This is a genomic window from Olivibacter sp. 47, from assembly GCF_030372825.1.
Taxonomy (GTDB): domain Bacteria; phylum Bacteroidota; class Bacteroidia; order Sphingobacteriales; family Sphingobacteriaceae; genus Olivibacter; species Olivibacter oleidegradans.
In genome coordinates, this window is record NZ_JAUCNR010000001.1 from 3,447,747 (window position 1) to 3,471,624 (window position 23,878).

The following is a 23,878-nucleotide window of genomic DNA, read 5'->3' on the forward strand; positions in this document are numbered from 1 at the left end:
TACGAAATGAAGAAATATACATATACGGACAAGAAAGACACGCGTTCGGGCTTTGGAGCTGGTTTACATGAAGTAGGCAAAAAAAACAGCAATGTCGTTGCACTGTGTGCCGATTTAGTTGGATCATTAAAAATGGATGCATTCATCAAAGATTTTCCGGAAAGATTCTTCCAGATAGGAATTGCTGAAGCTAATATGATGGGAATTGCTTCCGGTTTAACCATTGGCGGAAAAATCCCCTACACCGGAACCTTCGCAAACTTCTCCACGGGAAGAGTTTATGATCAAATCCGCCAGTCTATCGCTTACTCCGGAAAAAATGTTAAAATATGTGCCTCACATGCCGGTCTAACATTAGGCGAAGATGGCGCTACCCATCAGATATTGGAAGATATCGGTTTAATGAAAATGTTGCCCGGTATGACGGTGATTAATCCTTGCGATTATAACCAGACAAAAGCCGCAACGATCGCGATCGCCGACTACGATGGTCCTGTTTATCTTCGTTTCGGCCGCCCTGTCGTACCAATCTTTACCGACCCGGATCAAAAATTTGAAATCGGCAAAGCTTGGATGGTAAACGAGGGTTCCGATGTTACGATTATTGCAACCGGTCACTTAGTTTGGGAAGCTATTCAAGCAGGAGAACAGCTTGCTGCATTGGGAATAGACGCTGAAATTATAAATATTCATACCATTAAACCTTTGGACGAAGAAGCAATCTTAAAGTCTGTGGCTAAAACCGGCTGTGTGGTGACAGCAGAAGAGCACAACCGTCTTGGCGGCTTAGGTGATAGCGTATCCCAAGTGTTGGTTAAAAACCATCCAGCTCCCCAAGAATATGTTGCTGTTAACGACAGCTTCGGAGAAAGTGGCACACCTGCACAATTAATGGAGAAATACGGACTAAATGCTGCGAGTATTGTTAGCGCCGCTCAGAAAGTTATCAAAAGAAAATAAATGGTTTAGGTTAGCAACGGAAGGTAACAGGTTTCCTTCCGTTGTTATCAACCATCAAGCTCTCTAATGGAAGATTCAATAATAATTGAAAAATTCTCTAACGAAAGAACTCGAAATGAGGCTTTTAATTTATTGCTAAAAAAATACCAGCAGCGGATTTACTGGCATGTCCGTAGGCTGGTAGTAGATCACGATGACGCGGATGATTTGGTGCAGGATATTTTTGTAAAAGTTTGGAAAAATCTGGAGAACTTTAGAGCCGATGCGCAGCTATACACATGGCTTTATCGTATCGCAACCAATGAGTGTATTACATTTTTAAATAAAAAGAAGCAGTATCAAAGTATATCCTTAGATGATGATTCTGCTTCCTATTTGTCGGACACCCTCACTACCTCAAGTTACTTCAACGGAAACCAAGCTCAACTAAAATTACAGCAAGCTTTATTAACCTTACCGGAGAAACAGCGACTGGTTTTTAATATGAAATATTTCGATGATCTAAAATATGACGAAATTTCTGAAATCCTGGGAACAAGTGTTGGTGCGCTAAAAGCATCCTATCATTTAGCCGTAAAAAAAATTGAACAATTTTTTAGTGATAACGATTAAACCTTTTAGCGTAATCTATATCTAAGAGTTACTATGAGCACTATGGACAATGAACGTAATTATCAAGATGATTTAGCTGGCATACAAGGGCTGCTGCCTAATCCAAAGGATACGCCATTTATTGTGCCTAAGGATTACTTTGATCGATTGGAAGCTAACATCATGCAACGTGTCTCCATCATTTCCGATATGGAGAAAAGCTTCACTGTACCAAACGGGTATTTTGAATCACTTAGTGACCATATCATTGCCAAAATAGAAAAGGAAGACAACCTGACACTGGCAAATTCTACGTTTGAAGATACTGAATATCACCCTTTCATCGAAAAACTAAGGGAAAAAGTTACGAGCTCGGGTTTTGTCACACCGCAAAATTATTTTGATCAATTAGATAAAAAAATCAATCAAGCGATAGTTTCCACAGCTAAAAGCGCAAAGACAAGGGAGATTGCATTTCCATTAAGAAGGAAAAATCGGAATCTAACCTGGATCGGCTATGCGGCAGCGGCTTGCATAGCAATCGGCTTAGGTGTTTACGGTTTCTTTCAGTATCAATCCAACAATTTTGAACGTACTTTGAAAAGCATTCCCGATAATGAAATTGTGAACTATCTGGAGTATTATAGTGAACCGGGAGACGCTGCTTTTCTTGAAGCTCAATTTGATGGTGTCATTCAAATGGATAAACCCAAATTTTCAGAAGAAGATATAGAAGCCTATTTGGATTACAGTATCTAACTTGAAATGAAGAAATTACTTTTTACATATATACTGTTGGTTGCTTCTATCTTCACGCTGAAGGCTCAAGATAGAGATCAACAGAATCGATTTAAGCAGATTGAAGCTGCCAAGATAGCCTACATAACCAAAGAACTTTCCTTAAGTCCGGCTGATGCTGAACGTTTTTTCCCTTTATATAATCAATACCAGCGGGAAATGAGGGCACTGATTCATCAACGGCGAACTAAAACCGGAAAAAAGAGAAGTGAATTAGACTATGACTCGGAGGTCTTAGCTTTGAAGATGCGTTATCGTGACGCTTTTATTCCTATAATAAATGCACAACGAACCGCTAAATTTTTTGAAGCGGAGCGAGAATTTAGGGAGCAACTATTGCAGGAGTTGAAAGACCGACGAAACGAGTAAAAGATCTTTATCGCCCGCCCGTACCTCTATACTATTTTAAATCTGTACCTTCGACGCACAGAGTGAATTGAAAGGATTTCTATGTTAAGTAATCGCCAACTTTTTTTATTGAATACCGCACAAACGTCTACAAGCCCACGGTTAATAGAAATTGAAAAAGCAGAAGGGCTTTACCTTTATGGGCCCGACGGCCAAAAGTATATGGATCTAGTATCAGGCTTCGCTGTTAGTAATATCGGACATCGGCATCCTCGAGTTTTAACGGCTATTCGCGATCAACTGGAAAAATATCTCCACGTTACCGTATATGGCGAATTTATTCAAGCACCTCAGGTGGCCTTGGCTACTAAGTTGTTAGAGCAACTCCCTTCTACCCTGAACAACATCTATTTCGTAAATTCGGGCACCGAAGCAACTGAAGGAGCGATGAAAATAGCTAAAAAATACACCGGACGCTCCGCGTTTATTGCTGCGAAGAAGGCCTATCATGGAAGTACGCAAGGTGCTCTCAGCTTAATGGGAGATGAAAAATATAAAATACCATATGAGCCCTTGCTTCCTAATATAACTTATATCAACTATAACGAACTCAACGATCTCTCAAAAATCACCACAGATACCGCTGGCGTAGTGCTTGAGGCCGTACAGGGAGAGGCGGGCATCCGTGTGCCGGATATAAATTATATGCAACAGCTACGTAAACGTTGCAATGAGACGGGAGCTCTTCTTATACTAGATGAAATACAGACAGGGCTGGGACGAACTGGAAAACTTTTCGCTTTTGAGCATTATGGTATTGTCCCGGATATATTATTAACTGCAAAAGGCTTAGGTGGGGGTATGCCCATAGGGGCATTTATTGCTAGAAGAGAAATAATGGATGTTATTAAAGAAAATCCGATCTTAGGCCATATTACCACCTTCGGCGGACATCCTGTATCGTGTGCTGCAGCGCTGGCGTCCTTAACGGTTATTTTGGAAGAGAAATTAATGGATACTGTTCCACAGAAACATGAAATATTCAAAGCTCATTTGAAGCACCCACTCATAAAAGAAGTAAGAGGCATTGGCCTCATGATGTGCATTCAGCTAACGTCTTTTCAGCAAGTCGAAGCTGTTAGTAAATACTGTGCAGAAAATGGCGTCATGATCGATTGGTTTTTACATCACGAAACGGCTTTGCGCGTTTCTCCGCCATTAATTATTAAAGAGGAAGAAATAATAGCAGCTTGTACGGTTATTAAACAGGGTTTGGATCGTTTATGAGCTTTAAGCTATTAGGCTTTAGCCATTAGCTAATTTGCTAACAGCTAATACCTAACAGCGAAAACCTAAGCTAACTGTGCTTCTAACTTACTAGCCAAAACCGACTTAGGCACGGCACCGATTTGTTTGTCCACAATCTCACCGTTTTTAAAGAACAATAAAGCCGGGATATTTCTAATTCCGTATTTAGTAGAAATTTCGGCGTTGTGATCCACGTTCACTTTTCCTACAACAACTTTACCGTCGTAATCTTTTGCTAATTCTTCAACAACAGGTCCTACCATACGGCATGGTCCGCACCACTCTGCCCAAAAATCCACCAACACGGGTTTGTCTGATTTCAAAACAACTTCATCAAAGTTGCTATCTGTGATTTCTAATGCCATTATCTTTTTATTTTATATGCTTATTATTAATATCCAAGATTTTCCTACATCCTAGAATTGATATTACAAAGATAACTTTCAAAAGCTTTGCCAAAGTATAGTATCTGACAATCTGACACTAATTTAACTTATAGCCCCTATCGCCCGTTAAAGCTCGCAAATCTTGTAAAAACTCATTACTTAGATGTACTTTCATGCCCTTTGCAGGCATCTCTAAGCTTACCTTATCTTCATAGTCTAACAATACAAACTTCAATTGACAATTTCTAATTTCCTGTTCCTGCTGATTCTTATGAATAATTTGTTGCAGATTATCTACAAACTTATTGTTCAGTTCATGCAGCGGTACCTGAATACTGATCGATTTCGCCATTTTATCCCGAAGCTCAGACAATAGTTGAATCGAAGTGATTTTAAACTCCCAATTATCTTGTTGTCGAAAACGTTCACTAACTGTGCCCCTAATCTGCAAAAAGTAGTTTTCGTTCATAAACCCTTTAAATTTAACATAATCTTCACCAAAAAGTGCCATTTCATACGAATCGCTGTAATCCTCAAAGGTCATACGTCCATAGGGTTTGCCCGTTTTGGTCATGCCATGGTAAACTGCGGTAACCATCCCTCCTACTACTAAATCCTTATTTTTTATCTTAGCAAATTCCGTTTTGACATCTTCTACTCCTTCCTCCGGAGATTCTAGTCCTGCGTCCTGTCCGTTATCAGCATCTTTCCCTGCACCGGCTTTCATTTTGTCAATCAAGTGGAGTTGACTCACCTTGTGTTGACAAAAATACTCCAATTCCAAACGATAGTCATCCATTGGATGCCCGGTTATATACATACTAACAACGTTTTTTTCGTAACGCAGCTTCTCCATCAATCCCCATTCAGGGCATGGCGGTAAGGATGGTTCGGGAATATCCGCATCACTGGTTCCTCCGAACAATGACATAGCTGCATTATTTTTGTTGTACTGGTAATCATTCGTATATTTTATTAGACGCTCTATCCCATTTTGGCTTAGCCCCTCAGGCACATGGAAGAATTGCGCCCTGTTTATACCAAAACAGTCAAAAGCCCCACTATACACCAAACTTTCGTATACCTTCTTATTGATCGTACGTGGATTACTGCGCCGGGCAAAATCGGCAATGGATAGATACTTGCCTTCATCCCTATTGCTCACAATGGTGTCTACAGCGCCGGCTCCAACTCCTTTTACTGCACCAATACCAAAGCGTATAGCTCCCTGGTCGTTCACCGTAAACTTGTAGAATGATTCATTTACATCCGGACCCAAAACCGTTAATCCCATTCGTTTACACTCTTCCATAAAGAATGATATTTGCTTGATATCGTTCATATTATTGGATAATACAGCGGCCATATATTCGGCAGGATAATGGGCCTTCAAGTAGGCTGTTTGGTAGGCCACCCACGCATAACAAGTGGAGTGCGATTTATTAAAGGCATAACTTGCAAAGGCCTCCCAATCTTTCCATATCTTCTCCAAAACCTTTTCATCATGTCCTTTTTCCGCTGCTTGTTGCACAAACTTCGGTTTCATTTTATCCAGTACATCGCGCTGCTTTTTACCCATAGCCTTACGCAAAACGTCCGCTTCACCTTTGGTAAAACCGGCTAGCTTCTGGGAGAGAAGCATCACCTGCTCTTGATAAACGGTGATACCGTAGGTCTCTTTTAAGTACTCTTCACAAGCTTCCAAATCGTAGGTAATGGGCTCCTCTCCATTTTTTCGTCGGATAAAACTGGGGATATATTCCAATGGCCCGGGTCTATAAAGAGCGTTCATAGCAATCAGGTCACCAAAAACGGTCGGCTTTAGCTCCTTCATATACTTCTGCATGCCGGGCGATTCGTATTGGAAAATACCTACCGTTTCACCGCGCTGGAAAAGCTCGTAGGTCTTCACATCGTCAATCGGAAAAAAGTCAGGATTTAGTTCAATCCCCTTCGTATGTTTCACCAAGCTGACCGTGTCCTTAATCAAGGTTAAGGTTTTCAAACCCAGAAAGTCCATTTTTAATAAACCTGCGCTTTCAACCACCGAGTTATCGAACTGCGTTACGTAAAGCTCGGAATCTTTCGCCGTGGATACAGGAACGAAATTGGTAATATCATCCGGCGTAATGATTACACCACAGGCATGTATTCCTGTATTTCTCACAGACCCTTCTAATGCTTTCGCCTGCCTGATTGTTTCAGCTCCGAGATCATTACCATTTGCCAAATTGATTAATTCGCGGACACTCTCAAGCTCTTCTGTTCTTAAAGCGCTCTTCAAAGCCTGTGCATCCATATTAAATAGCTTGTTGAGCTTTAAGTTTGGTACGAGTTTCGCAATTTTGTCCGCTTCAAATAATGGTAAGTCCAACACCCTTGCCGTATCTCGAATAGAAGATTTGGCGGCCATTGTACCATAGGTAATAATCTGTGCTACCTGATTGGCGCCATATTTATTTATAACGTAGTCCATTACCCGTCCCCGGCCTTCATCATCAAAATCGATGTCAATATCCGGCATGGAGACACGATCGGGATTTAGGAAACGCTCAAAAAGTAAATCATATGCAATTGGATCGATGTTTGTAATTCCCAAGCAATAAGCGACCGCGGAGCCTGCAGCCGAGCCACGACCCGGCCCAACGGACACGCCGATTTCTCTAGCCGCCGCAATAAAGTCTTGTACAATCAGGAAGTAGCCTGGGTAACCGGTTTTTTCGATTGTTTGTAACTCAAAATCAAGCCGCTCTCTTATCTCCGGTGTAATCTCGCTATAACGCTTAGCGGCACCTACATAAGTTAAATGTCGAAGGTATTTATTCTCTCCTCTTTTACCGCCGTCCAGCTGATCTTCTGTTACCTGGAATTCTTCAGGAATATCAAACTTTGGCAAAAGTACATTACGATAAAGTGAGTAAACCTCTACCTTGTCTACAATCTCCTGGATGTTTGCAATCGCTTCAGGGATGTCGGTAAAGAGTTTCTTCATCTCTTCGCCCGATTTGAAGTAGTACTCCTCATTGGGCAGTCCGTAACGGAAGCCTCGACCGCGCCCTTTAGGTGTCGCTAGTTTCTCCGCATCCCGAACACATAAAAGAATGTCATGTGAATGCGCATCTTCCTTGTTTATATAGTACGTATTGTTAGTTGCAATAAGTTTTACCCCGTGTTTCCTTGCCAGTTCAACTAAACTGGCATTGATACGATTTTCATCTTCCTGGCCATGTCGCATCAATTCGATATAGAAGTCCTCACCGAAAGTCTCCTTCCACCATATCAAAGCTTCCTCCGCCTGGTTTTCTCCCATATTGAGTAACTTATTCGGTATTTCACCATATAAGTTTCCTGAAAGGACGATAATGTTTTCTTTATATTGCTCAATTATCTTCCTATCGATACGAGGTACATAATAAAATCCATCAGTATAAGCTAACGAAGACATCTTGGCCAAGTTATGGTAGCCTGTCTTGTTCTTTGCTAACATTACAATCTGGTAACCATTGTCCTTTCTCGTCTTATCCGCATGATTATCACAAACAAAAAATTCGCAGCCCACGATAGGCTTAATGATCACTTCGCTCGGCTCCTCTCCATTCTCCACGGCTGTTTTATTTTTGGCTTCTGCCGCCTTGTTATGATTCAGCACGTTGCTGACAAAGTGAAAAGCGCCCATCATATTTGCATGATCAGTAATTGCTACAGCAGGCATTCTATGCTTAGCGGCGGCCTTCACTAAATCGGAAACAGAAATGGTCGATTGCAAAATGGAAAATTGCGTATGGTTATGAAGGTGTACGTAATCGACTTCTTTAAGCTCCTCTCTGTTGGCGTCAAGATCTTTTTGTGAAATGCTATCTTGATCAGCCTTTAAACGTTGCCTAATTGAATCAGAGGCTGCTTTCAGATTAACATGCTGTAAACCAACTGCCGCGATAGGATCTGGATTATTCGTTCGAAAAACCTCAAAATAATCTTCCTGAACTTGTAACTCAGCCGCAGTGAAAATATTCTTCTTGATCAGCTCTAGAAAACAGCGTGTCGTAGCTTCAACATCGGCGGTTGCATTATGTGCTTCAGCGAAGGGTACTCCAAATAAATATGCATGCAGCTCTGTCAGATTGGGAAGTTTAAATTTACCACCCCTACCTCCCGGTAGCTGTAACAAATTTGCCGTAACCTCTGTACAGGTATCCAATACCGCCTTCTCGCCCATGGTTGTGGCAATTCCCATCCGATGAAACTCACAACCCATAATATTGATGTCAAAACCGATATTCTGTCCAACAATAAACTTGGCTTTATCCAAAGCAATATTGAACTTTTCCAACACCTCAACCAGATCAATTCCCTGTTCTAAAGCTAGCTCGGTAGAGATACCATGGACCCGTTCAGCATCATAAGGAATATTGAAACCTTCCGGCTTAACCAGATAGTCCTGATGCTCAATCAAACGGCCCATATCGTCATGTAATTGCCAAGCTATCTGCACACAGCGCGGCCAATTATCTGTATCGGTAATGGGTGCATCCCAACGTTTCGGTAATCCTGTCGTTTCAGTATCAAAAATTAAGTACATAGCTATTAAATGGATTGAGCAATAAGATGACACAAAACTACAGAAAATTAAACGTATCCGCTTGCCACCTGATCACAAAAGTATCCACATATGTCAGAAATTATACCGTAGAGAAAGCAAGTTTTTTTCCGCTACCGCTATTCTGTTCAAACTATCAGAGATTGCGCTTTTTAACGGTATATTATAGTGTTAAAAGAACGCTTATTTCAGTTAAGGTTATTTAGCAAATTGGAAATCACGCCAATTTTCTATAGGTTTGGTGGAACAAAAACTAACAATAACCAACAGTTTTGATCTAATCATCTACTGTCGATCCACTGAAATAAATTGCTTAACCGTGCGACGAGTTACCCTATATACCCTGATTTTGATACTGTTTAGCATAATGACAACGTTAGCACAACGTATAGGTAATATTCGATTCTACCAGTTGAACGAGCAGCATGGCTTATCCAATAACCACATAAGCGCCATTATTAAAGATTCAACCGGTTTTCTTTGGTTCGGTACTTCAGCGGGCTTAAACCGGTACGATGGCCGTCAAATCAAGGTTTACCGCCACTCTAACGCAAATATTACCAGCATAAAGGACAATAATATCATCGATCTGTTTATCGGCCCTGAAAACAAACTGTGGATAAAAAGTAAAAAAGGCTTAAACATCTATCAGGACAAACACGAAAATTTCGTCAGGAATGTAGATAGCGTATTAAAAACCTATGGACTACCACCTACAGACATTATTCAAATAGAGCGAGATAGTCAGGGGAATTTTTGGTTTCTAACTGTTGGAAATGGCTTATATCGATATAATCCTGTAAAAAAAACGAGCGTCCGCCTTCAAAGCCTCAACGGACAAAACATAACCGGTATAGCACTTTCGCAAAGCAATGGAACATTGCATACAATTTACGCAAATGGATTGATAGAGACTATAGATATTCAAACCCTCGTGTGCAGAAAACGTCTTCAAGCGATCACAAAAGCGGTTGATGGTTTGTCTAGTGCAATCTTTAAACTATTTTGTGATCGGCATGACAACCTTTGGGTTTACTCAACAGATGTTCCGCTTGGTGTTTACTACCTCCAAAAGGGAAAAACAGACGCCAGACACCTGCATAAAAACAGCAAACCTGCTGCGCTGAATACGGATGTAGTTACCCATATTACCGAGGATGAAAACAACAATATCTGGTTAGCAACTGATCATGGTGGAATTAATCTATTACACAAAAAGGATTTCTCCGTGTCCTATATTCTTCATCATGATGCCAATGCTTCCACGATAGCACAGAACAGCACCATTTCACTCTATAAGGATGACCAGCAAATCATATGGGTTGGAACATATAAACAAGGGCTAAGCTATTATCATAAGCAACTTTTTATGTTCCCGCTGGTAAACAAGCAAACAGGGTTACCCTTTGAAGATGTAAATCGATTTGCAGAAGATCGTCAGGGCAATTTATGGATAGGTACAAATGGCGGTGGTCTTTTGTATTTCGACCGCGCCAAGAATCAGTTCAAAACTTATAAGCAAACCGGCTTACCCAACGACCTAAGTAGCAATATCATTGTCAGCATGCTGCTCGATACAAAAGATAGACTTTGGGTTGGCACTTACCACGGCGGCCTAAATATGTTCGACGGCAAGACGTTTAAGCAATACCCGCTTGAATCAGATCGAGATGGATACCCTCATGATAATAATATATGGGAAATCTATCAGGATAGCAGAGGCCGGATATGGGTAGGAACGCTATCAAACGGGCTTTATTACTATGAAGCGGAATATGATCGGTTTGTCAGTGTGAACAATGCAGGCATACCGAAGTACATATCAGCCATAATGGAAGATAAAAACGGACATCTATGGGTCGGAGGTGCGCAGGGAATTGTGATATTGAATCGATCTAACGAAATCATTTACAAGTTTACGGCCGGAACCGGGAAAGACAGCTTGAGCAATAACTATATCTCGGATTTATTGCAAGATAAACATGGCCGTATTTGGATTGCTACACAAGATGGTCTAAACTTGTATAAACCTGGATCAAATAGCTTTCAAGATTTTCGGAATACAAATGGCCTACCTGATAATTTTGCGCTGAATTTATTAGAAGACGCACAGGGCAGACTTTGGGTAAGCACCTTAAAAGGCCTATCATGCATACACTATCGGGAAAGCGATAACGAATTACCGGATATCAAAAATTATCATACCCAAGATGGTCTTCAGGGCCTTTCTTTTAATGAAAATGCAGTATACAAAACAAAAGCGGGAGAGCTTATTTTCGGTGGGCCAGCTGGTTTTAACATCATCGTCCCAAAGGATATTCCTAAATTAAAAGCGCCATTTAAACCGGTAATAACAGCCTTCTCATTATTCAACGAGACATTGGAAATCGATAAAGAATATCATGGTCGTTCCATTTTAATCAATTCCCCTACCTATACCAAAAACATATCCCTAAATTATGATCAGAATATTTTTACAATTACCTTCTCGCCGCTTGAATATATAACGAAGGAGCATCGACGGTTTCTCTATCAGCTTGAAGGTTTTAATGACAATTGGTTACCTGACCAGGGCGATCACAAAATAACCTTTACGAATTTGGATCCGGGTGTTTACGAATTCAAGGTAAAAGCGTCGCTCGATAATGGACAATGGAGCGATCCCTATACCTTGCTCCGCATTGAAATTGCTCCCCCCATTTGGAAAACACCTCTGGCCTATGTCTCTTACATTCTGTTGCTTGTTGCCTCGCTTTTACTGATCCGACATATTGAAAGGAAACGACAAAAAAGCCGATTTCGACTGCAACAGGAGCGCGAAGCTTTTAAACAGGCAGTTGAGCTAGACAGAACTAAAACACAATTTTTCACTAACATAAGTCATGAATTTCGCACACCATTAAGTCTCATCCTAGCACCAATTGATCGATTACTGGATGAAAAGCTAAATGAGGGACAAAAGACTCAGTTGCAAACCATGAAGCGCAATGCCAAAAGGTTATTGAATTTAGTCAATCAACTTCTTGATTTAAAAAAGGTTGACAGCAACAAGCTAAAGATAGACTTAACTTTAGGTGATATCATCTCGCACATCAGAGAACATGTTGATTCTTTTATGGATCTTGCGGCCGTAAAACATATAACACTCTCATTCATCTCAAATAAAGGCAGCTTTTACGCCTATTTCGATCAAGAAAAAATCGAACGTATTACATTTAATTTATTAAGTAATGCGTTGAAATTCACCGACAAAAATGGTAAAGTGGAGGTAATACTTACAGTAAAAGATGCTGCAAATTCACATTACTTAGAAATAAAAGTGAAAGATACAGGAATAGGTATACCCGCAGATCAGCAAGAAAAAATCTTTGAACGTTATTTTCAACATGTTGACACCAAGAACCTTTACAATCAAGGAAACGGTATTGGATTATCAATTACACATGATTACGTGCAACTGCTAGGTGGAACAATTACACTCAATAGCCAAGAGAACGTGGGTAGCACCTTTACAATTGATCTACCATTACCTGTTAATGTTGAAAAAAACAGCGATGCCCTATCTGCACTAGCTGAAGTTGGACCCGATCTCCATCCACAAAAACACAAAAGGGAGCAAGGGAAAAAGCTTCCATCAATACTTTTGGTTGATAATGATGAAGATTTGATTTTTTACCTATATGAAAACTTAAAGTATAAGTTTCAACTGGATTATGCTTTTGATGCACAATCAGCGTGGGTAAAAGCACTTGGGCAACATCCCGACTTAATCATTTCGGATATACAGATGCCCGGCGATTCGGGTATTGACTTATGCAAAAAGATAAAAGACGATTCCCGAACCCGTCATATACCCGTTATGTTATTGACAGCCTATAGCGATGAAGCGATACAGCTAAAAGCTACTGATTCCGGCGCGTCAGATTATATCATCAAACCTTTTCATTTCCAGTTGCTAATAGCAAAAATCGACAACCTATTAAAGCAAAAGACATTATTGGAAAGAACTTATAAAAAACAACTTGAAGTTATTCCTTCTATCACCGCCATTGAATCTGAGGACGAAAAATTTCTACGGCGTGCAGCCAAAATCGTGGAAGATAATATAGCCAACACGACATTTTCAGTAGAAGATTTAGCGGCAGCCCTAAACATTAGTCGCGTAGGTTTATATAAACGCCTCTTAGCATTAAATGGCCATACGCCCTCCGAGTTTATTCGTAATATTCGATTGCGCAAAGCCGCTCAACTCCTGGCAAAATCCAATCTAAGTGTTGCAGAGGTAGCTTATCAAGTCGGTTTCAATAATCCTAAACAATTCAGCAAATATTTTAAGGCAATGTATGCGGTATTGCCTTCTGTGTATAAACAGAATCAGTAGATTTTCTATACCGTTTGCGACGAAAAAACGCGATAAAGCAAGCATCCAGATCTATATTGTTAACCAAAATACCCCTATTTATAAACATTTCCGTCCCCTCCCATATTGGGTGTACGCGTAGTTTTGTCTCACAAGTTTTACAGGACTAACCAAAACAAACTAACCAAAACTTGTAAAACAAGAATTTTTTTTTTGTAACAAAACATGCCAAAATTACCTACTCTTTTTGCCCTACTTTGTTGCAGTTTACCACTACTGGTAAATGCACAGAAAGCTGATTATCGAAAAACTGAAAACGGAATTTCGTTGACATTTAGAAATGCTCCCGGAACGATTGATCAAAATCTAGCAATTGAATTCATTCGTGACAGCATTGTACATATCAGGTCAACTCCCTTAAACAACTCGGTAAAGCAGTCGGCCCAACTTTCCATCACCGATACACTTCAAAGTAAGTCGACGCCACACGCTATTGAGGAAACCGGGAATACCATTCACCTCAAAAACAAAGTGCTTCAACTTAGTATTTCCCTGCTGACAGGCCAGATAGCCTTCTTAAATCCTAATGGCGATACCATCTTATGCGAAATGCCAAGAAATGCCCAAGCATTTACTCCGGGCGTTGCCAACGGCGATGTGTTTTACAAAATAAAGCAAGATTTTAAAATAAGTGAAGACGAAGGCTTATACGGACTTGGCCAACATCAAAACGGTATTATGAATTACCAGGGCAAGCAAGTCACCCTTTTGCAATACAACACCGATGTTGCCGTACCCATGTTATTGTCTACAAAAAAACTATGGGCTCTTATGGAATAATTACGCTATTACTAAAGTCGGAGACACGCGCGAACTATTGCCTTTATCCGGTTTAGCATTGTATGCAAAAGATAGTCAACAAGGCTGGTTAACAGCGAGCTATGTAAATAAAGAAAACGAAAAAGAGGTTTTTACAACGCGCGCCGAATCGGATATCGATTACAATGATCTGAGTGATTTATATAAATTTCCTCAAGGAATTGACCTCTCCAAGTGTTTAGTTCGTTACGAGGGTCACTTTAGCTCTCCTTTAACCGGTAAACAACGCCTACACTTTAAGTATGCAGGCTATATCAAGGTTTGGATCGACGGCAAACTTTTACAGGACCGGTGGAGGGAATCATGGAATGCCGGAAGCTTCGAATTGGAATTCGCCACGGAGGCCAATGAGAAACACGCCATACAAATCGATTGGAAACCGGAAGGCGCCCAGTCGTATTTAGGAATAAATTGGCAACGCCCCATTCCACAAGCAGGGCGACGAATCTTTGGCTTCGATTCAGAAGCGGGTGATGGCATTGACTACTACTTTATTAAAGGAAGTAATATGGACCACGTAATCAGTGGGTATCGTACGCTTACCGGAAAGGCACCCGTGATGCCCAAATGGGTGTTTGGTTATTGGCAAAGTCGCGAGCGCTATAAAACGCAAGCTGAAATCCTAGAAGTAGCCAAAGAATTTAGACGACGCCGCATTCCAATTGATAATCTTGTACTCGATTGGTCATATTGGCCCGAAAAAGATTGGGGAGGCCAAAATTTTGATGCTGCACGCTTCCCTGATGCAACAGGAATGATCTCTCAACTGCATAAAGACCATTTCAAACTCATGATTTCCGTATGGCCTAAATTTAACCAAGAAGCTACCACCTATTCTCAATTCATGGAATATGGTTGGCTATATAGACGAAACATTGCGGATGGCAGGAAAGATTGGATAGGAAAAGGGTACACTTCGACGTTTTACGATCCTTTCAATGCCGAGGCAAGGCGCGGATTCTGGGACTTGCTCAATAAAAAGCTCTATCAAAAAGGTGTTGATGCTTTCTGGATGGATGCTAGCGAACCGGATATTCATTCGAATATAAGTGTTCAGGAAAGGAAAGACGTGTTTCAACCGTCTATCGGATCTTCGACACGTTATTATAATGCCTTCCCATTGCAAAATGCCAAAGGAATTTACGAAGGTCAGCGAGCGGAAGATCCTAATAAAAGAGTTTTTATGCTTACACGTTCCGGATTTTCCGGGCAACAGCGCTACGCCGCTGCCACATGGAGTGGAGATATTGCTTCTACCTGGAATGATATGAAAGACCAGATAGCAGCTGGTGTGAATTTCTCAATGTCCGGACTTCCCTATTGGACAATGGATGTTGGCGGCTTTTTAGTTGAAAAAAGATATTACCAACCTCAGGCTGCCGATCAGGAAGAATGGCGCGAACTAAACAGCAGATGGTACCAATTTGGCGCTTTTACGCCTATTTTTAGGGCTCACGGGCAGTTTCCGTTCCGAGAGCCCTTTAACATCGCTCCTGAAGGACATCCGGCCTACAATAGCATGGTATACTATATACGCCTACGTTATCGGTTGCTTCCCTATCTGTATAGCTTAGCCTGTAAAACCTATCACGATGACTATAGTATACTACGGGGATTGGCTATGGACTTCACCGGCGATACTACAACTTACAATATCAACGACCAGTTTATGTTGGGTCCGTCCTTGCTTGTCAACCCGGTCACCCGTAAAGGAGCCAACAGTCGCACCCTCTATTTACCGACCGGAACTTCCTGGTATAACTTTTACACCGGTGAACAGGTCCAAGGAGGCCAACAAATCGATGCACCTGCTCCCTTCGAGCGTATACCTGTTTTTGTTAAAGCGGGCTCCATTCTACCGTTGGCCCCTCCCTACAGTATACTGACGAAAAAAATGATCAAGCCACTACGTTGTATGTTTTCGAAGGCGGAAATGGCGATTTCACCTTGTATGAAGACGATGGACTCACCTATAACTATGAAAAAGGAGGTTTTAACTACATTCAAATTGAATACGACGATCAAACAAAAACAGTCACCTTTTCAAAAAGAACAGGAAACTACACGGCCGCGCCTAAAAGTCGGATGTTTAACATCGTTTTTGTCAGCAAGCAACGACCTAGCGGTATAGATAGCCAAGCTAAACCCAACACAAGCGTGAGCTATAAGGGCAATAGTATCAAGGTAAAACTAACAAACAATTAAATAAACAAGCCAGCAACGGTAAGACCTAAAAACATGAATATGCTAACATTCAAAAAAACCATTAAACAGCTTGGATTATGGGCTCTTTTACTGCTATTTTCAGTACAATTGACATTCGCCCAACAAGCAATTAGAGGGAAGGTGGTCTCTACGGAAGACCGACTTCCTATTCCAGGGGTAAGTGTAAAAATCAAAGGGACCGCTCAGGGTATATCAACCGACGAAAACGGTAATTTCTCCATTAATGCCAACGTTGGCCAGTCATTGATATTTTCCTATATCGGTATGCAAGAAAAGGAAGTAAAATTGACATCCGCTGCACCTATTAACGTCGCGCTCGAGCCAACAACAGGAAATCTAGACGAGGTAGTAGTGGTAGGCTATGGCGTGCAGCAGAAAAAGTTGATAACCGGTGCCTCTGTTCAAGTAAAAGGCGATGACATTCAAAAGCAAAGCACAACCAATGCACTGCAAGCTTTACAAGGACAAACACCGGGGGTTCAGATTAGTTCAACCTCCGGACAGCCGGGAGAAAGCATGCGTGTCATCATCCGGGGTGTCGGAACGATCGCCAATGCCAGTCCACTTTACGTAGTAGACGGTGTTTTAACAAACGACATCAGTTACCTGAATCCCAACGACATCGCCTCCATGGATGTGCTAAAGGATGCTGCTTCTGCGGCTATTTATGGCTCACAGGCCGCCAATGGCGTGATACTCGTTACTACTAAAACAGGTAAATCGGATCAGCCCGCACAAATTTCCGTGGACACTTATACCGGCTTACAAAAATTGGCAAGGAAAATCGATATGCTCAATGCCAAACAATACGCCATTATTATGAACGAAGGAGCTATTAACGCCGGAAAAGTGCCTTATTTTACGAATGAAGAGATAACCAATCTCGGAGAAGGGACCATGTGGATGGACGAAATGTTCAAGGATAATGCATTAACGCAAAATTATTCGCTAAGTGCACAAGGGGGCAGTACAAAATCAACCTATTCGACTTCCTTTGCGTATACGTCGCAGGAGGGAATTGTAGGAGGTAAAAGTTTATCCAACTATGAGCGTTTCAATTATCGCATCAATTCAGAACACAACTTATACAATGACATTATACGGTTAGGAGAACATCTCACATTTACCTATTTGAACAGTAACGGGATTGGGGTAGGTAATCAATACAACAACTCGTTAAGGGGGGCTTTCAATACCAGTCCTTTGGTGCCAATGTACGATGAAGAGGGGAATTTCTATGACAACACCAATTCCTCATGGAACACCGGTGAGGCAAACCCTTATGCAACCATGTATTATGGCAATCAAAATGATCGCAATAGTCAGCGTTTATTTGGCGATGTTTATTTAATAGTAGAACCTATGAAAGGCCTACGTTTTAGAACCAGCTTAGGGCTGGACTATAATGTTAATGAAAGTAGATCTTTTACCCCCATATATAGGCTTTCTGCTTATTCTTTCAATGATTTTTCCAGAATTAATCAAAATATGGGAAAGAATAAATCCCTCCTATGGGATAATTTACTTAGTTATACGTTCGATATAAAAGACGATCACCACTTTGAGGCCATGGTTGGATCTTCGGCCTTTCAATACGATGGATCGAGTATCTGGGGAGCCAATATAAATGCGGTCTTCAACGATCTAGAGCACGCCTGGTTATCTAATGCCACCAACGCTAATGATGCAGCACAGATGACTTTAAGGGGCGCACCCGATGATGCGGATAAGCGTATGTCTTATTTTGGACGGCTTAACTATAACTATAAAGGCACGTATTTATTAAATGCGACCTTTAGAGCGGATGGTTCATCGCGATTTGCGCGCGGTAATCGTTGGGGATATTTTCCGTCCATTTCTGCCGGTTGGGTTATCTCCAACGAGGCTTTTGCAGAAAGCACCAAAAACTGGTTGGATTTCTTTAAACTAAGGGCGAGCTGGGGACAGGTTGGTAATCAAAGAATAGATGCCTTTCAATTTATGTCGCCGGTAACATTCCTGAATACCAATTACATCTTTGGAAATCAAGAGGGTGTGCTTACACCGGGCGCCTATCCAAGTCGCTTAAGCAATGTTAACCTGAAATGGGAAACTTCGCAACAGACAAACATCGGCTTCGATGCCCGATTGTTACAAAATCGGCTGGACATTGCCTTTGATTGGTATGATAAAATCACAAAAGATTGGTTAATCCAGGTTCCCGTGTTGGCAACAGCGGGAGCAGACGGACCATTTATAAATGGCGGTGATGTGAAAAACACCGGTGTAGAACTTGCATTGAATTATCATGATCATATTGGTGAGTTTAACTACAGTGTAGGCCTTAATGGTACTTACAATAAAAATAAAGTAGGCAGTATACCCACTGCAGACGGAATTATCCATGGTGCCAACAATTTACTGTTTGCTAACTCCGGTGAGTTTTATCGTGCACAAAACGGCTTTCCCATTGGCTATTTCTGGGGATATAAAACAAATGGGATTTTCCAGACTGAAGACGAGGTTAACAGCTACCGCAATGCCAATGGTACGCTTATACAACCCAGTGCACAACCGGGAGATGTTCGTTATGTTGATGTAAACGGTGACGGACAGATCGGCGAAACGGATAAAACCATGATTGGCAACCCAAACCCCGACTTTACCTATGGTTTCAGTATTACAGCTAATTATAAAGGTTTCGATTTAGCAATTCAGGCTTCGGGCGTGGCAGGTAATCAATTAGTGCAATCGTACCGCAATCATACGGATCCATATTCCAATTACACAACCGCCATACTTGACCGTTGGCACGGGCCGGGATCATCGAATACCACTCCTCGCATTACCGAAGATGCACGTAACTGGACTAACTTTTCTGACCTATACATTCATGACGGTGATTTCCTTCGTATAAGTACCATTACATTGGGTTATGATTTCGGAAAAATCATTAAAAAGAATTATTTAAGAAAAGTTCGCCTATTTGCTTCTGTATTGAACGCCTTCACTTTTACGAAATATGACGGTATGGATCCGGAAATAGGATATGCCGAAGGATTTGCCAGTGGTGTCGACCTAGGTTATTATCCACGCCCAAGAACTTTTATGATTGGAACTAACATTACTTTTTAACCAATTATCTATTGAAAAAATGAAAAATTTCATTCTCTATACGCTTTTAGCGAGCACGTTAACATTAGGATCGTGCACGAAAGGATTTTTAGATACAGAGCCAATAACCGAATTGACGGATGAAAACTTTTATCGTACCACGGACGATGCATATAAAGCTCTTGTCGGCTGTTACGATGGTTTACAGATCGTTTGGGCCGGTGGCGTTAGCTTACCAGTTGCTACTGAGATCCTATCTGATAACTGCTTTGGTGGTACGGGTAATTCGGACGGCTTTGGTTATCAAATGTTGGACGAATTTGATCGGCTACGTTCACCCGCTGACCAGAATTTATTTGTTGATAATTGGATCGCCTATTATAAGGCAATCTATCGATGTAATATGCTCTTAGGAAAATTGGACGGTATAGAATGGGGAAACAAAGCCGATCTGCGTCCTGTATACGAAGCAGAAACACGTTTTATCCGTGCCTATTTGTATTTTGATATGATCCGGTTATGGGGGCACGTTCCTTTATTAACGGAGCCGAGCAATGAAAATATACCGCAAGCCGATCCTAATGAAGTTTATACGGTTATAGCCAATGATCTTAAGTTCGCTATAGAAAATTTGCCGGCAACATCTTACGCAAGCCAACCAACCGCCACTTATGGGCGGGTTACAAAATGGGCAGCTGAAAGTTTAATGGGCCGAGTGTTCCTTTATTATACAGGTTACTACAAGCAAACCGACTTGGTAGGTGTGGTTGACCGTAGTGCTGCACTCAACTACTTGGAAGACGTTATCAATAACGGAGGCTTTTCGTTGGTAGAGAATTTTGCTCATCTATGGCCAGCCTCCTTAGAAAGCTATGTGGGAGAGGATAATAAAGAAACCGTTTTTGCTATCAAGTATACCTTTACAAGCGACTATGATGGAAATACGGATGGTAATCATTGGATGGTTATGTTTGGCATGCGCGAGCAATGGAGTTTTCCTTATGGCAACGGATGGGGTGGCGCAACTGTCAATCCAAAGTTATGGAATGCTTATAATAGAAATGATAGTCGCAGAACAGCTTCCATCATCGCCATCGCAGAAGAGGGCATCAACTTCACCAATCAAAGTAAGCAAAGAGAGTATACCGGCTATTACAACAAAAAGTACAGCCCATTGGTAGATGAAAACGGAAACAGCATTGCCGTAAACAAAGGAGGGGTCAACTTTCAAATTGGCCAATTCCAAGATTATGTATCCATTCGTTATGCGGATGTGCTTTTAATGGCAGCAGAACTTGGAAGCCCTAACGCCCAAACTTATTTTGATGCCGTACGCAGGCGTGCTTTTGGCACTAATTTTTCCGCTCAACCGGTTAGTCAGTCGGCCATTATGAATGAGCGCAAGCTTGAATTTGCGTTAGAAGGAATTCGTTACTGGGATTTACTACGTCAAGGCGTAGACGTAGCCGCTTCAACAATCGCTGAAAGCACCACCGTATTAAACGGGGGCCAAGAAGTGCGTAAAACGATCAGTGCCGGGAAAATCAATGAAACAAACGGATTACAACAAATTCCGAACAATCAAATAACCCTGTCTAATGGTGTACTGGTTCAAAATGCAGGGTGGTAACATACTAAAGCTATTAAAAATGAAAGCAAAGAAAATAAATATAGCACTGATCGTGACTTGTATCACTATACTGATAAGCTCCTGTCAGAAAAAAGACTATCAATTGGATGAACCTTTGGATAAGTCCCAAATCCAGTTCGAAGTTGTGCAAGATTTCAATGCCGATGCAGGTGGTAATACGGTTATATTGAAAAATAACACAGCTAGTACAGTATCCATATGGGATTATCAAACCGGAAAATCAACCCGACAACAAGATACCATTCATTATGCATTTAAAGGCGATTACACGATTAAGTTTTCGGCTATGACAGGTGGTGGTATTGTTGAGGTTGATTCTGTGAAAATCACAGTTACTGAGAATAATCTCAATTATGTTAGCGATCCTATGTGGACCTATATATCCGGTGGCGCCGGTCATGAAAAAACTTGGGTGCTCGACACCGACGGCCTTTTTTTTGAGGGTCCGATGACTTTTGTTGATCCCAATAATTTCTCGAATATTTGGTGGGATGCCGGGCAAGGAATCTATCCCGACAATATGGCACGAGGAGATTATGGTGAAATGACCTTCTCGCTCTTAACAAGTCCCGATTTCCGGAACATCAAGAGGATGGAAAATAACGTTCAAGAAAAAGGCACCTATATGCTAAATATAGCCGACAAAACCTTAACGATAAACGGAGGAACGATACTCAGAGGATATAAGCCGGCTAAAAACGGTATTACCGGTGTATCTAATTGGACTACCTACGAAATTTTAGCCCTTGATGAAAACACGCTGCGATTAGGAGTTTACCGTGATAAGGATGTCGACGGTGAAGGCTTAGCGCTATTGGTATACAATTTTATAGCTAAAGACTTTGCTGAAAGTCAAAATAAGTAAAAATAGAAAGCAGGCTTCGTATGAAGCCTGCTTTCTATTTTACAATTCAACACGCTTACCTTCCATAGCTGATTTTTTTGCAGCTTCTAATATTTCTACAACAATCACATTATTGTTTAAAGAAGACAAATCGTCGTCTGCTCGCACCTCACCTTTTAAAAGGGCTTCTAGATAGGCTAAATGATTTTCGTAATACTCGTTTGTAAGCGAAATCGATTCTGGTTTCTGATGCGAAGTATACTTCAGGAGCGTGGTCCCATTTACTGCGTGCCACTGCTCTTTCGTAGTAAACACCTGTAAATCCTTAACGCTATAAGGCCAGCACCAGGAAGCTTGGATAATCCCCGTGCTGCCATCCGCATATTCAAGAACAAGGGTAGCATCATCCTCTACTTTCGGATAAATCATGGGTTTGAGCTGTTTGGTGATAGCCATAACGGCCTTCGGTCTTTCTCCGTTTTTAAGCCAAGTCATCAAATTAGCTCCATAACACCCGAAATCCATTAAAGCACCGCCCCCATTCTTTACCGGATCAGTTAACCAATTAAGGAAATCTTCGCTACATCCTATTTCTTTAGGGCCTTCATGACCATCTTTCACCATCATTTTCCTAATAGTTCCAGCTGCTTGTTCACGAAGCAAAGCTTTGAGACGTTGGTTACTTCTATACCAGGTAGTTTCGTAATTAGTTAAAAATAGCGTGGCATTCTCTTCTGCTAATTGAGCAATCCGTGCAGCTTCCCCCGTATTGGTCGCTAAAGGCTTTTCTACCATGACGGGTATTTTGAGCGGCATGCATAATTCAGCAACCTGTACATGCTCATTCGTGGGATTGTACGCGAGTACAACGGTTGGCTTTACATGTTGTAATAAGGTAGCAAGATCTTTGTAAAACAGATTCCCCGGAATTTTATACCTTGTTTGCATTCTTCGCACTAACTGTTCATCTGATTCAGCTATTCCTACTATATCAACTTTCCGTTGCTCATACAAATTCAGCAAAAGATGTACATGGTCATGGTTTAGGCCAGCCACGGCAACTTTTAATACCTCCCTACTGAATAGATGGTTAGGCATAAGCAAAACAATAGCAAGCGTTACTTTAAATAATAGATTCATGAGTGTATGGCTATTCTGTCAGGCTAAAGGTAGTGATTCAGGCAAACAAAAAGCCATTGTATCCTAATTATTGCAATTGCTCCGGTCTAACAATGTTGCGGACAATCCATTCTTCCCTGTCATTTATATTGCTTCTTTCCAGAAAAACGGTATAAGTATGTACACGGCCATCCTCCCCTTCTATATCGACACTCGTTTTGAATTCAGTTTCACTCGAGGCCTCATTTTCCTGAATGAGTTGGTGAATGTGACTGCAAACCCAGTCCTTAATCTCTTTATCTGTATGCATATCAAAAAGCTTCTTCCCTATTAATACAATTTAACAAGCGCTTTGTTGTTGACTTTATCTGAGATAAAGGATGAATTAGGCTAAACCTTTTGTCCAAAAGCGTGTTTAGAGTTAAGAATGTAAAAACAGCTCAGATGGACGCATTAATAAAATGACAGGAAGAGAGAAAATGGTAGATAATGATAAAAACAGCAGTAAAACGAAGGCTGAAGAGGATTATGTGGCACATAAAGAAAATCCAGGACCCTCACCGGAAGCATTCGAAAAAACAGACAGAGGTTCAGGAAGATTTTTATTTTTGATACTGGCGCTGATTGTCGTTATTCTGATCATTGTGTGGATGCTTACCTAAGCAGTAAAGTTGCCAATAATATCAAGTATAAAAAACAAAAAAACAGTTATTTAAAA

16 protein-coding genes and 1 pseudogene are annotated in these 23,878 nt (G+C 41.2%); 13 read left to right on the top strand and 4 right to left on the bottom strand.

The window, feature by feature from the left end:
- Positions 1 to 6: 6 nt before the first annotated feature.
- From QT327_RS15070 to QT327_RS15090, 5 genes are all read left to right on the top strand, one after another.
- Complete coding sequence (locus QT327_RS15070) at positions 7 to 960, top strand: transketolase family protein (protein WP_013667167.1); 954 nt, start codon at positions 7 to 9, stop codon at positions 958 to 960.
- A 66-nt stretch (positions 961 to 1,026) separates the two neighbouring features.
- Entirely contained in the window at positions 1,027 to 1,572 is a 546-nt protein-coding gene (locus tag QT327_RS15075) for an RNA polymerase sigma factor (RefSeq protein ID WP_013667168.1), read from the top strand.
- A gap of 33 nt (positions 1,573 to 1,605) precedes the next feature.
- Positions 1,606 to 2,310 carry a hypothetical protein gene (locus tag QT327_RS15080; protein ID WP_289553224.1) on the top strand — a complete coding sequence of 235 codons (705 nt, stop codon included), beginning with the start codon at positions 1,606 to 1,608 and terminating at the stop codon, positions 2,308 to 2,310.
- 6 nt (positions 2,311 to 2,316) lie between these two features.
- Positions 2,317 to 2,718, top strand: coding sequence for a hypothetical protein (locus QT327_RS15085; RefSeq protein WP_013667170.1), 402 nt, complete (start codon positions 2,317 to 2,319; stop codon positions 2,716 to 2,718).
- Positions 2,719 to 2,799: 81 nt separating this feature from the next.
- Positions 2,800 to 3,984: an aspartate aminotransferase family protein gene (locus QT327_RS15090; RefSeq protein WP_130855819.1), complete on the top strand. Its 1,185-nt coding sequence runs from the start codon at positions 2,800 to 2,802 to the stop codon at positions 3,982 to 3,984.
- Between the two features lie 65 nt (positions 3,985 to 4,049).
- On the opposite strand, the gene trxA is transcribed toward QT327_RS15090, so the two are convergent.
- Positions 4,050 to 4,370, bottom strand: coding sequence for a thioredoxin (gene trxA, locus QT327_RS15095; protein ID WP_013667172.1), 321 nt, complete (start codon positions 4,368 to 4,370; stop codon positions 4,050 to 4,052).
- A gap of 118 nt (positions 4,371 to 4,488) precedes the next feature.
- Entirely contained in the window at positions 4,489 to 8,970 is a 4,482-nt protein-coding gene (dnaE, locus tag QT327_RS15100; protein ID WP_289553226.1) for a DNA polymerase III subunit alpha, read from the bottom strand.
- Positions 8,971 to 9,355: 385 nt separating this feature from the next.
- Between dnaE and QT327_RS15105 the strand changes: the two genes are divergently transcribed.
- The 7 genes and pseudogenes from QT327_RS15105 to QT327_RS15135 all read left to right on the top strand — a co-directional run bounded on the left by QT327_RS15105 (position 9,356) and on the right by QT327_RS15135 (position 22,062).
- On the top strand, positions 9,356 to 13,369 hold the full coding sequence (locus tag QT327_RS15105; RefSeq protein ID WP_289553227.1) for a hybrid sensor histidine kinase/response regulator transcription factor: 4,014 nt from the start codon (positions 9,356 to 9,358) through the stop codon (positions 13,367 to 13,369).
- Between the two features lie 204 nt (positions 13,370 to 13,573).
- A complete protein-coding gene (locus QT327_RS15110; RefSeq protein WP_289553229.1) occupies positions 13,574 to 14,188 on the top strand; it encodes an alpha-glucosidase domain-containing protein in 615 nt (204 codons plus the stop codon).
- Positions 14,133 to 16,025 (top strand): annotated as a pseudogene (locus QT327_RS15115) (TIM-barrel domain-containing protein); the annotation flags it as partial. The gene QT327_RS15110 and the pseudogene QT327_RS15115, both read left to right, overlap by 56 nt.
- Before the next feature lie 149 nt (positions 16,026 to 16,174).
- A complete protein-coding gene (locus tag QT327_RS15120) occupies positions 16,175 to 16,432 on the top strand; it encodes a DUF5110 domain-containing protein (protein WP_289553231.1) in 258 nt (85 codons plus the stop codon).
- Positions 16,433 to 16,471: 39 nt separating this feature from the next.
- Positions 16,472 to 19,567, top strand: coding sequence for a SusC/RagA family TonB-linked outer membrane protein (locus QT327_RS15125; RefSeq protein WP_289553232.1), 3,096 nt, complete (start codon positions 16,472 to 16,474; stop codon positions 19,565 to 19,567).
- 19 nt (positions 19,568 to 19,586) lie between these two features.
- Positions 19,587 to 21,176, top strand: a complete 1,590-nt coding sequence (locus QT327_RS15130; RefSeq protein WP_289553233.1) for a RagB/SusD family nutrient uptake outer membrane protein — start codon at positions 19,587 to 19,589, stop codon at positions 21,174 to 21,176.
- Between the two features lie 19 nt (positions 21,177 to 21,195).
- Positions 21,196 to 22,062: a hypothetical protein gene (locus tag QT327_RS15135; RefSeq protein WP_289553234.1), complete on the top strand. Its 867-nt coding sequence runs from the start codon at positions 21,196 to 21,198 to the stop codon at positions 22,060 to 22,062.
- 39 nt (positions 22,063 to 22,101) lie between these two features.
- Here QT327_RS15135 and QT327_RS15140 read toward each other — a convergent pair whose 3' ends face one another.
- Together QT327_RS15140 and QT327_RS15145 are read right to left on the bottom strand one after the other, a co-directional pair.
- A complete protein-coding gene (locus QT327_RS15140) occupies positions 22,102 to 23,181 on the bottom strand; it encodes a Gfo/Idh/MocA family protein (RefSeq protein WP_013667179.1) in 1,080 nt (359 codons plus the stop codon).
- Between the two features lie 67 nt (positions 23,182 to 23,248).
- Positions 23,249 to 23,470: a hypothetical protein gene (locus tag QT327_RS15145; protein ID WP_130855813.1), complete on the bottom strand. Its 222-nt coding sequence runs from the start codon at positions 23,468 to 23,470 to the stop codon at positions 23,249 to 23,251.
- A gap of 151 nt (positions 23,471 to 23,621) precedes the next feature.
- Here QT327_RS15145 and QT327_RS15150 point away from each other — a divergent pair, with 151 nt between their 5' ends.
- Positions 23,622 to 23,822, top strand: a complete 201-nt coding sequence (locus QT327_RS15150) for a hypothetical protein (RefSeq protein WP_130855812.1) — start codon at positions 23,622 to 23,624, stop codon at positions 23,820 to 23,822.
- The last annotated feature ends 56 nt before the right edge of the window (positions 23,823 to 23,878 follow it).

Excerpts from the sequence above, each read along its gene's own strand:
- QT327_RS15140 (WP_013667179.1), bottom strand. The coding sequence starts at position 23,181 with ATGAATCTATTATTTAAAGTAACGCTTGCTATTGTTTTGCTTATGCCT.
- QT327_RS15110 (WP_289553229.1), top strand. The coding sequence starts at position 13,574 with ATGCCAAAATTACCTACTCTTTTTGCCCTACTTTGTTGCAGTTTACCA.
- dnaE (WP_289553226.1), bottom strand. The coding sequence starts at position 8,970 with ATGTACTTAATTTTTGATACTGAAACGACAGGATTACCGAAACGTTGG.
- QT327_RS15080 (WP_289553224.1), top strand. The coding sequence starts at position 1,606 with ATGAGCACTATGGACAATGAACGTAATTATCAAGATGATTTAGCTGGC.
- QT327_RS15070 (WP_013667167.1), top strand. The coding sequence starts at position 7 with ATGAAGAAATATACATATACGGACAAGAAAGACACGCGTTCGGGCTTT.
- QT327_RS15135 (WP_289553234.1), top strand. The coding sequence starts at position 21,196 with ATGAAAGCAAAGAAAATAAATATAGCACTGATCGTGACTTGTATCACT.
- trxA (WP_013667172.1), bottom strand. The coding sequence starts at position 4,370 with ATGGCATTAGAAATCACAGATAGCAACTTTGATGAAGTTGTTTTGAAA.
- QT327_RS15090 (WP_130855819.1), top strand. The coding sequence starts at position 2,800 with ATGTTAAGTAATCGCCAACTTTTTTTATTGAATACCGCACAAACGTCT.
- QT327_RS15125 (WP_289553232.1), top strand. The coding sequence starts at position 16,472 with ATGCTAACATTCAAAAAAACCATTAAACAGCTTGGATTATGGGCTCTT.
- QT327_RS15105 (WP_289553227.1), top strand. The coding sequence starts at position 9,356 with ATGACAACGTTAGCACAACGTATAGGTAATATTCGATTCTACCAGTTG.
- QT327_RS15145 (WP_130855813.1), bottom strand. The coding sequence starts at position 23,470 with ATGCATACAGATAAAGAGATTAAGGACTGGGTTTGCAGTCACATTCAC.
- QT327_RS15130 (WP_289553233.1), top strand. The coding sequence starts at position 19,587 with ATGAAAAATTTCATTCTCTATACGCTTTTAGCGAGCACGTTAACATTA.
- QT327_RS15075 (WP_013667168.1), top strand. The coding sequence starts at position 1,027 with ATGGAAGATTCAATAATAATTGAAAAATTCTCTAACGAAAGAACTCGA.
- QT327_RS15150 (WP_130855812.1), top strand. The coding sequence starts at position 23,622 with ATGACAGGAAGAGAGAAAATGGTAGATAATGATAAAAACAGCAGTAAA.
- QT327_RS15085 (WP_013667170.1), top strand. The coding sequence starts at position 2,317 with ATGAAGAAATTACTTTTTACATATATACTGTTGGTTGCTTCTATCTTC.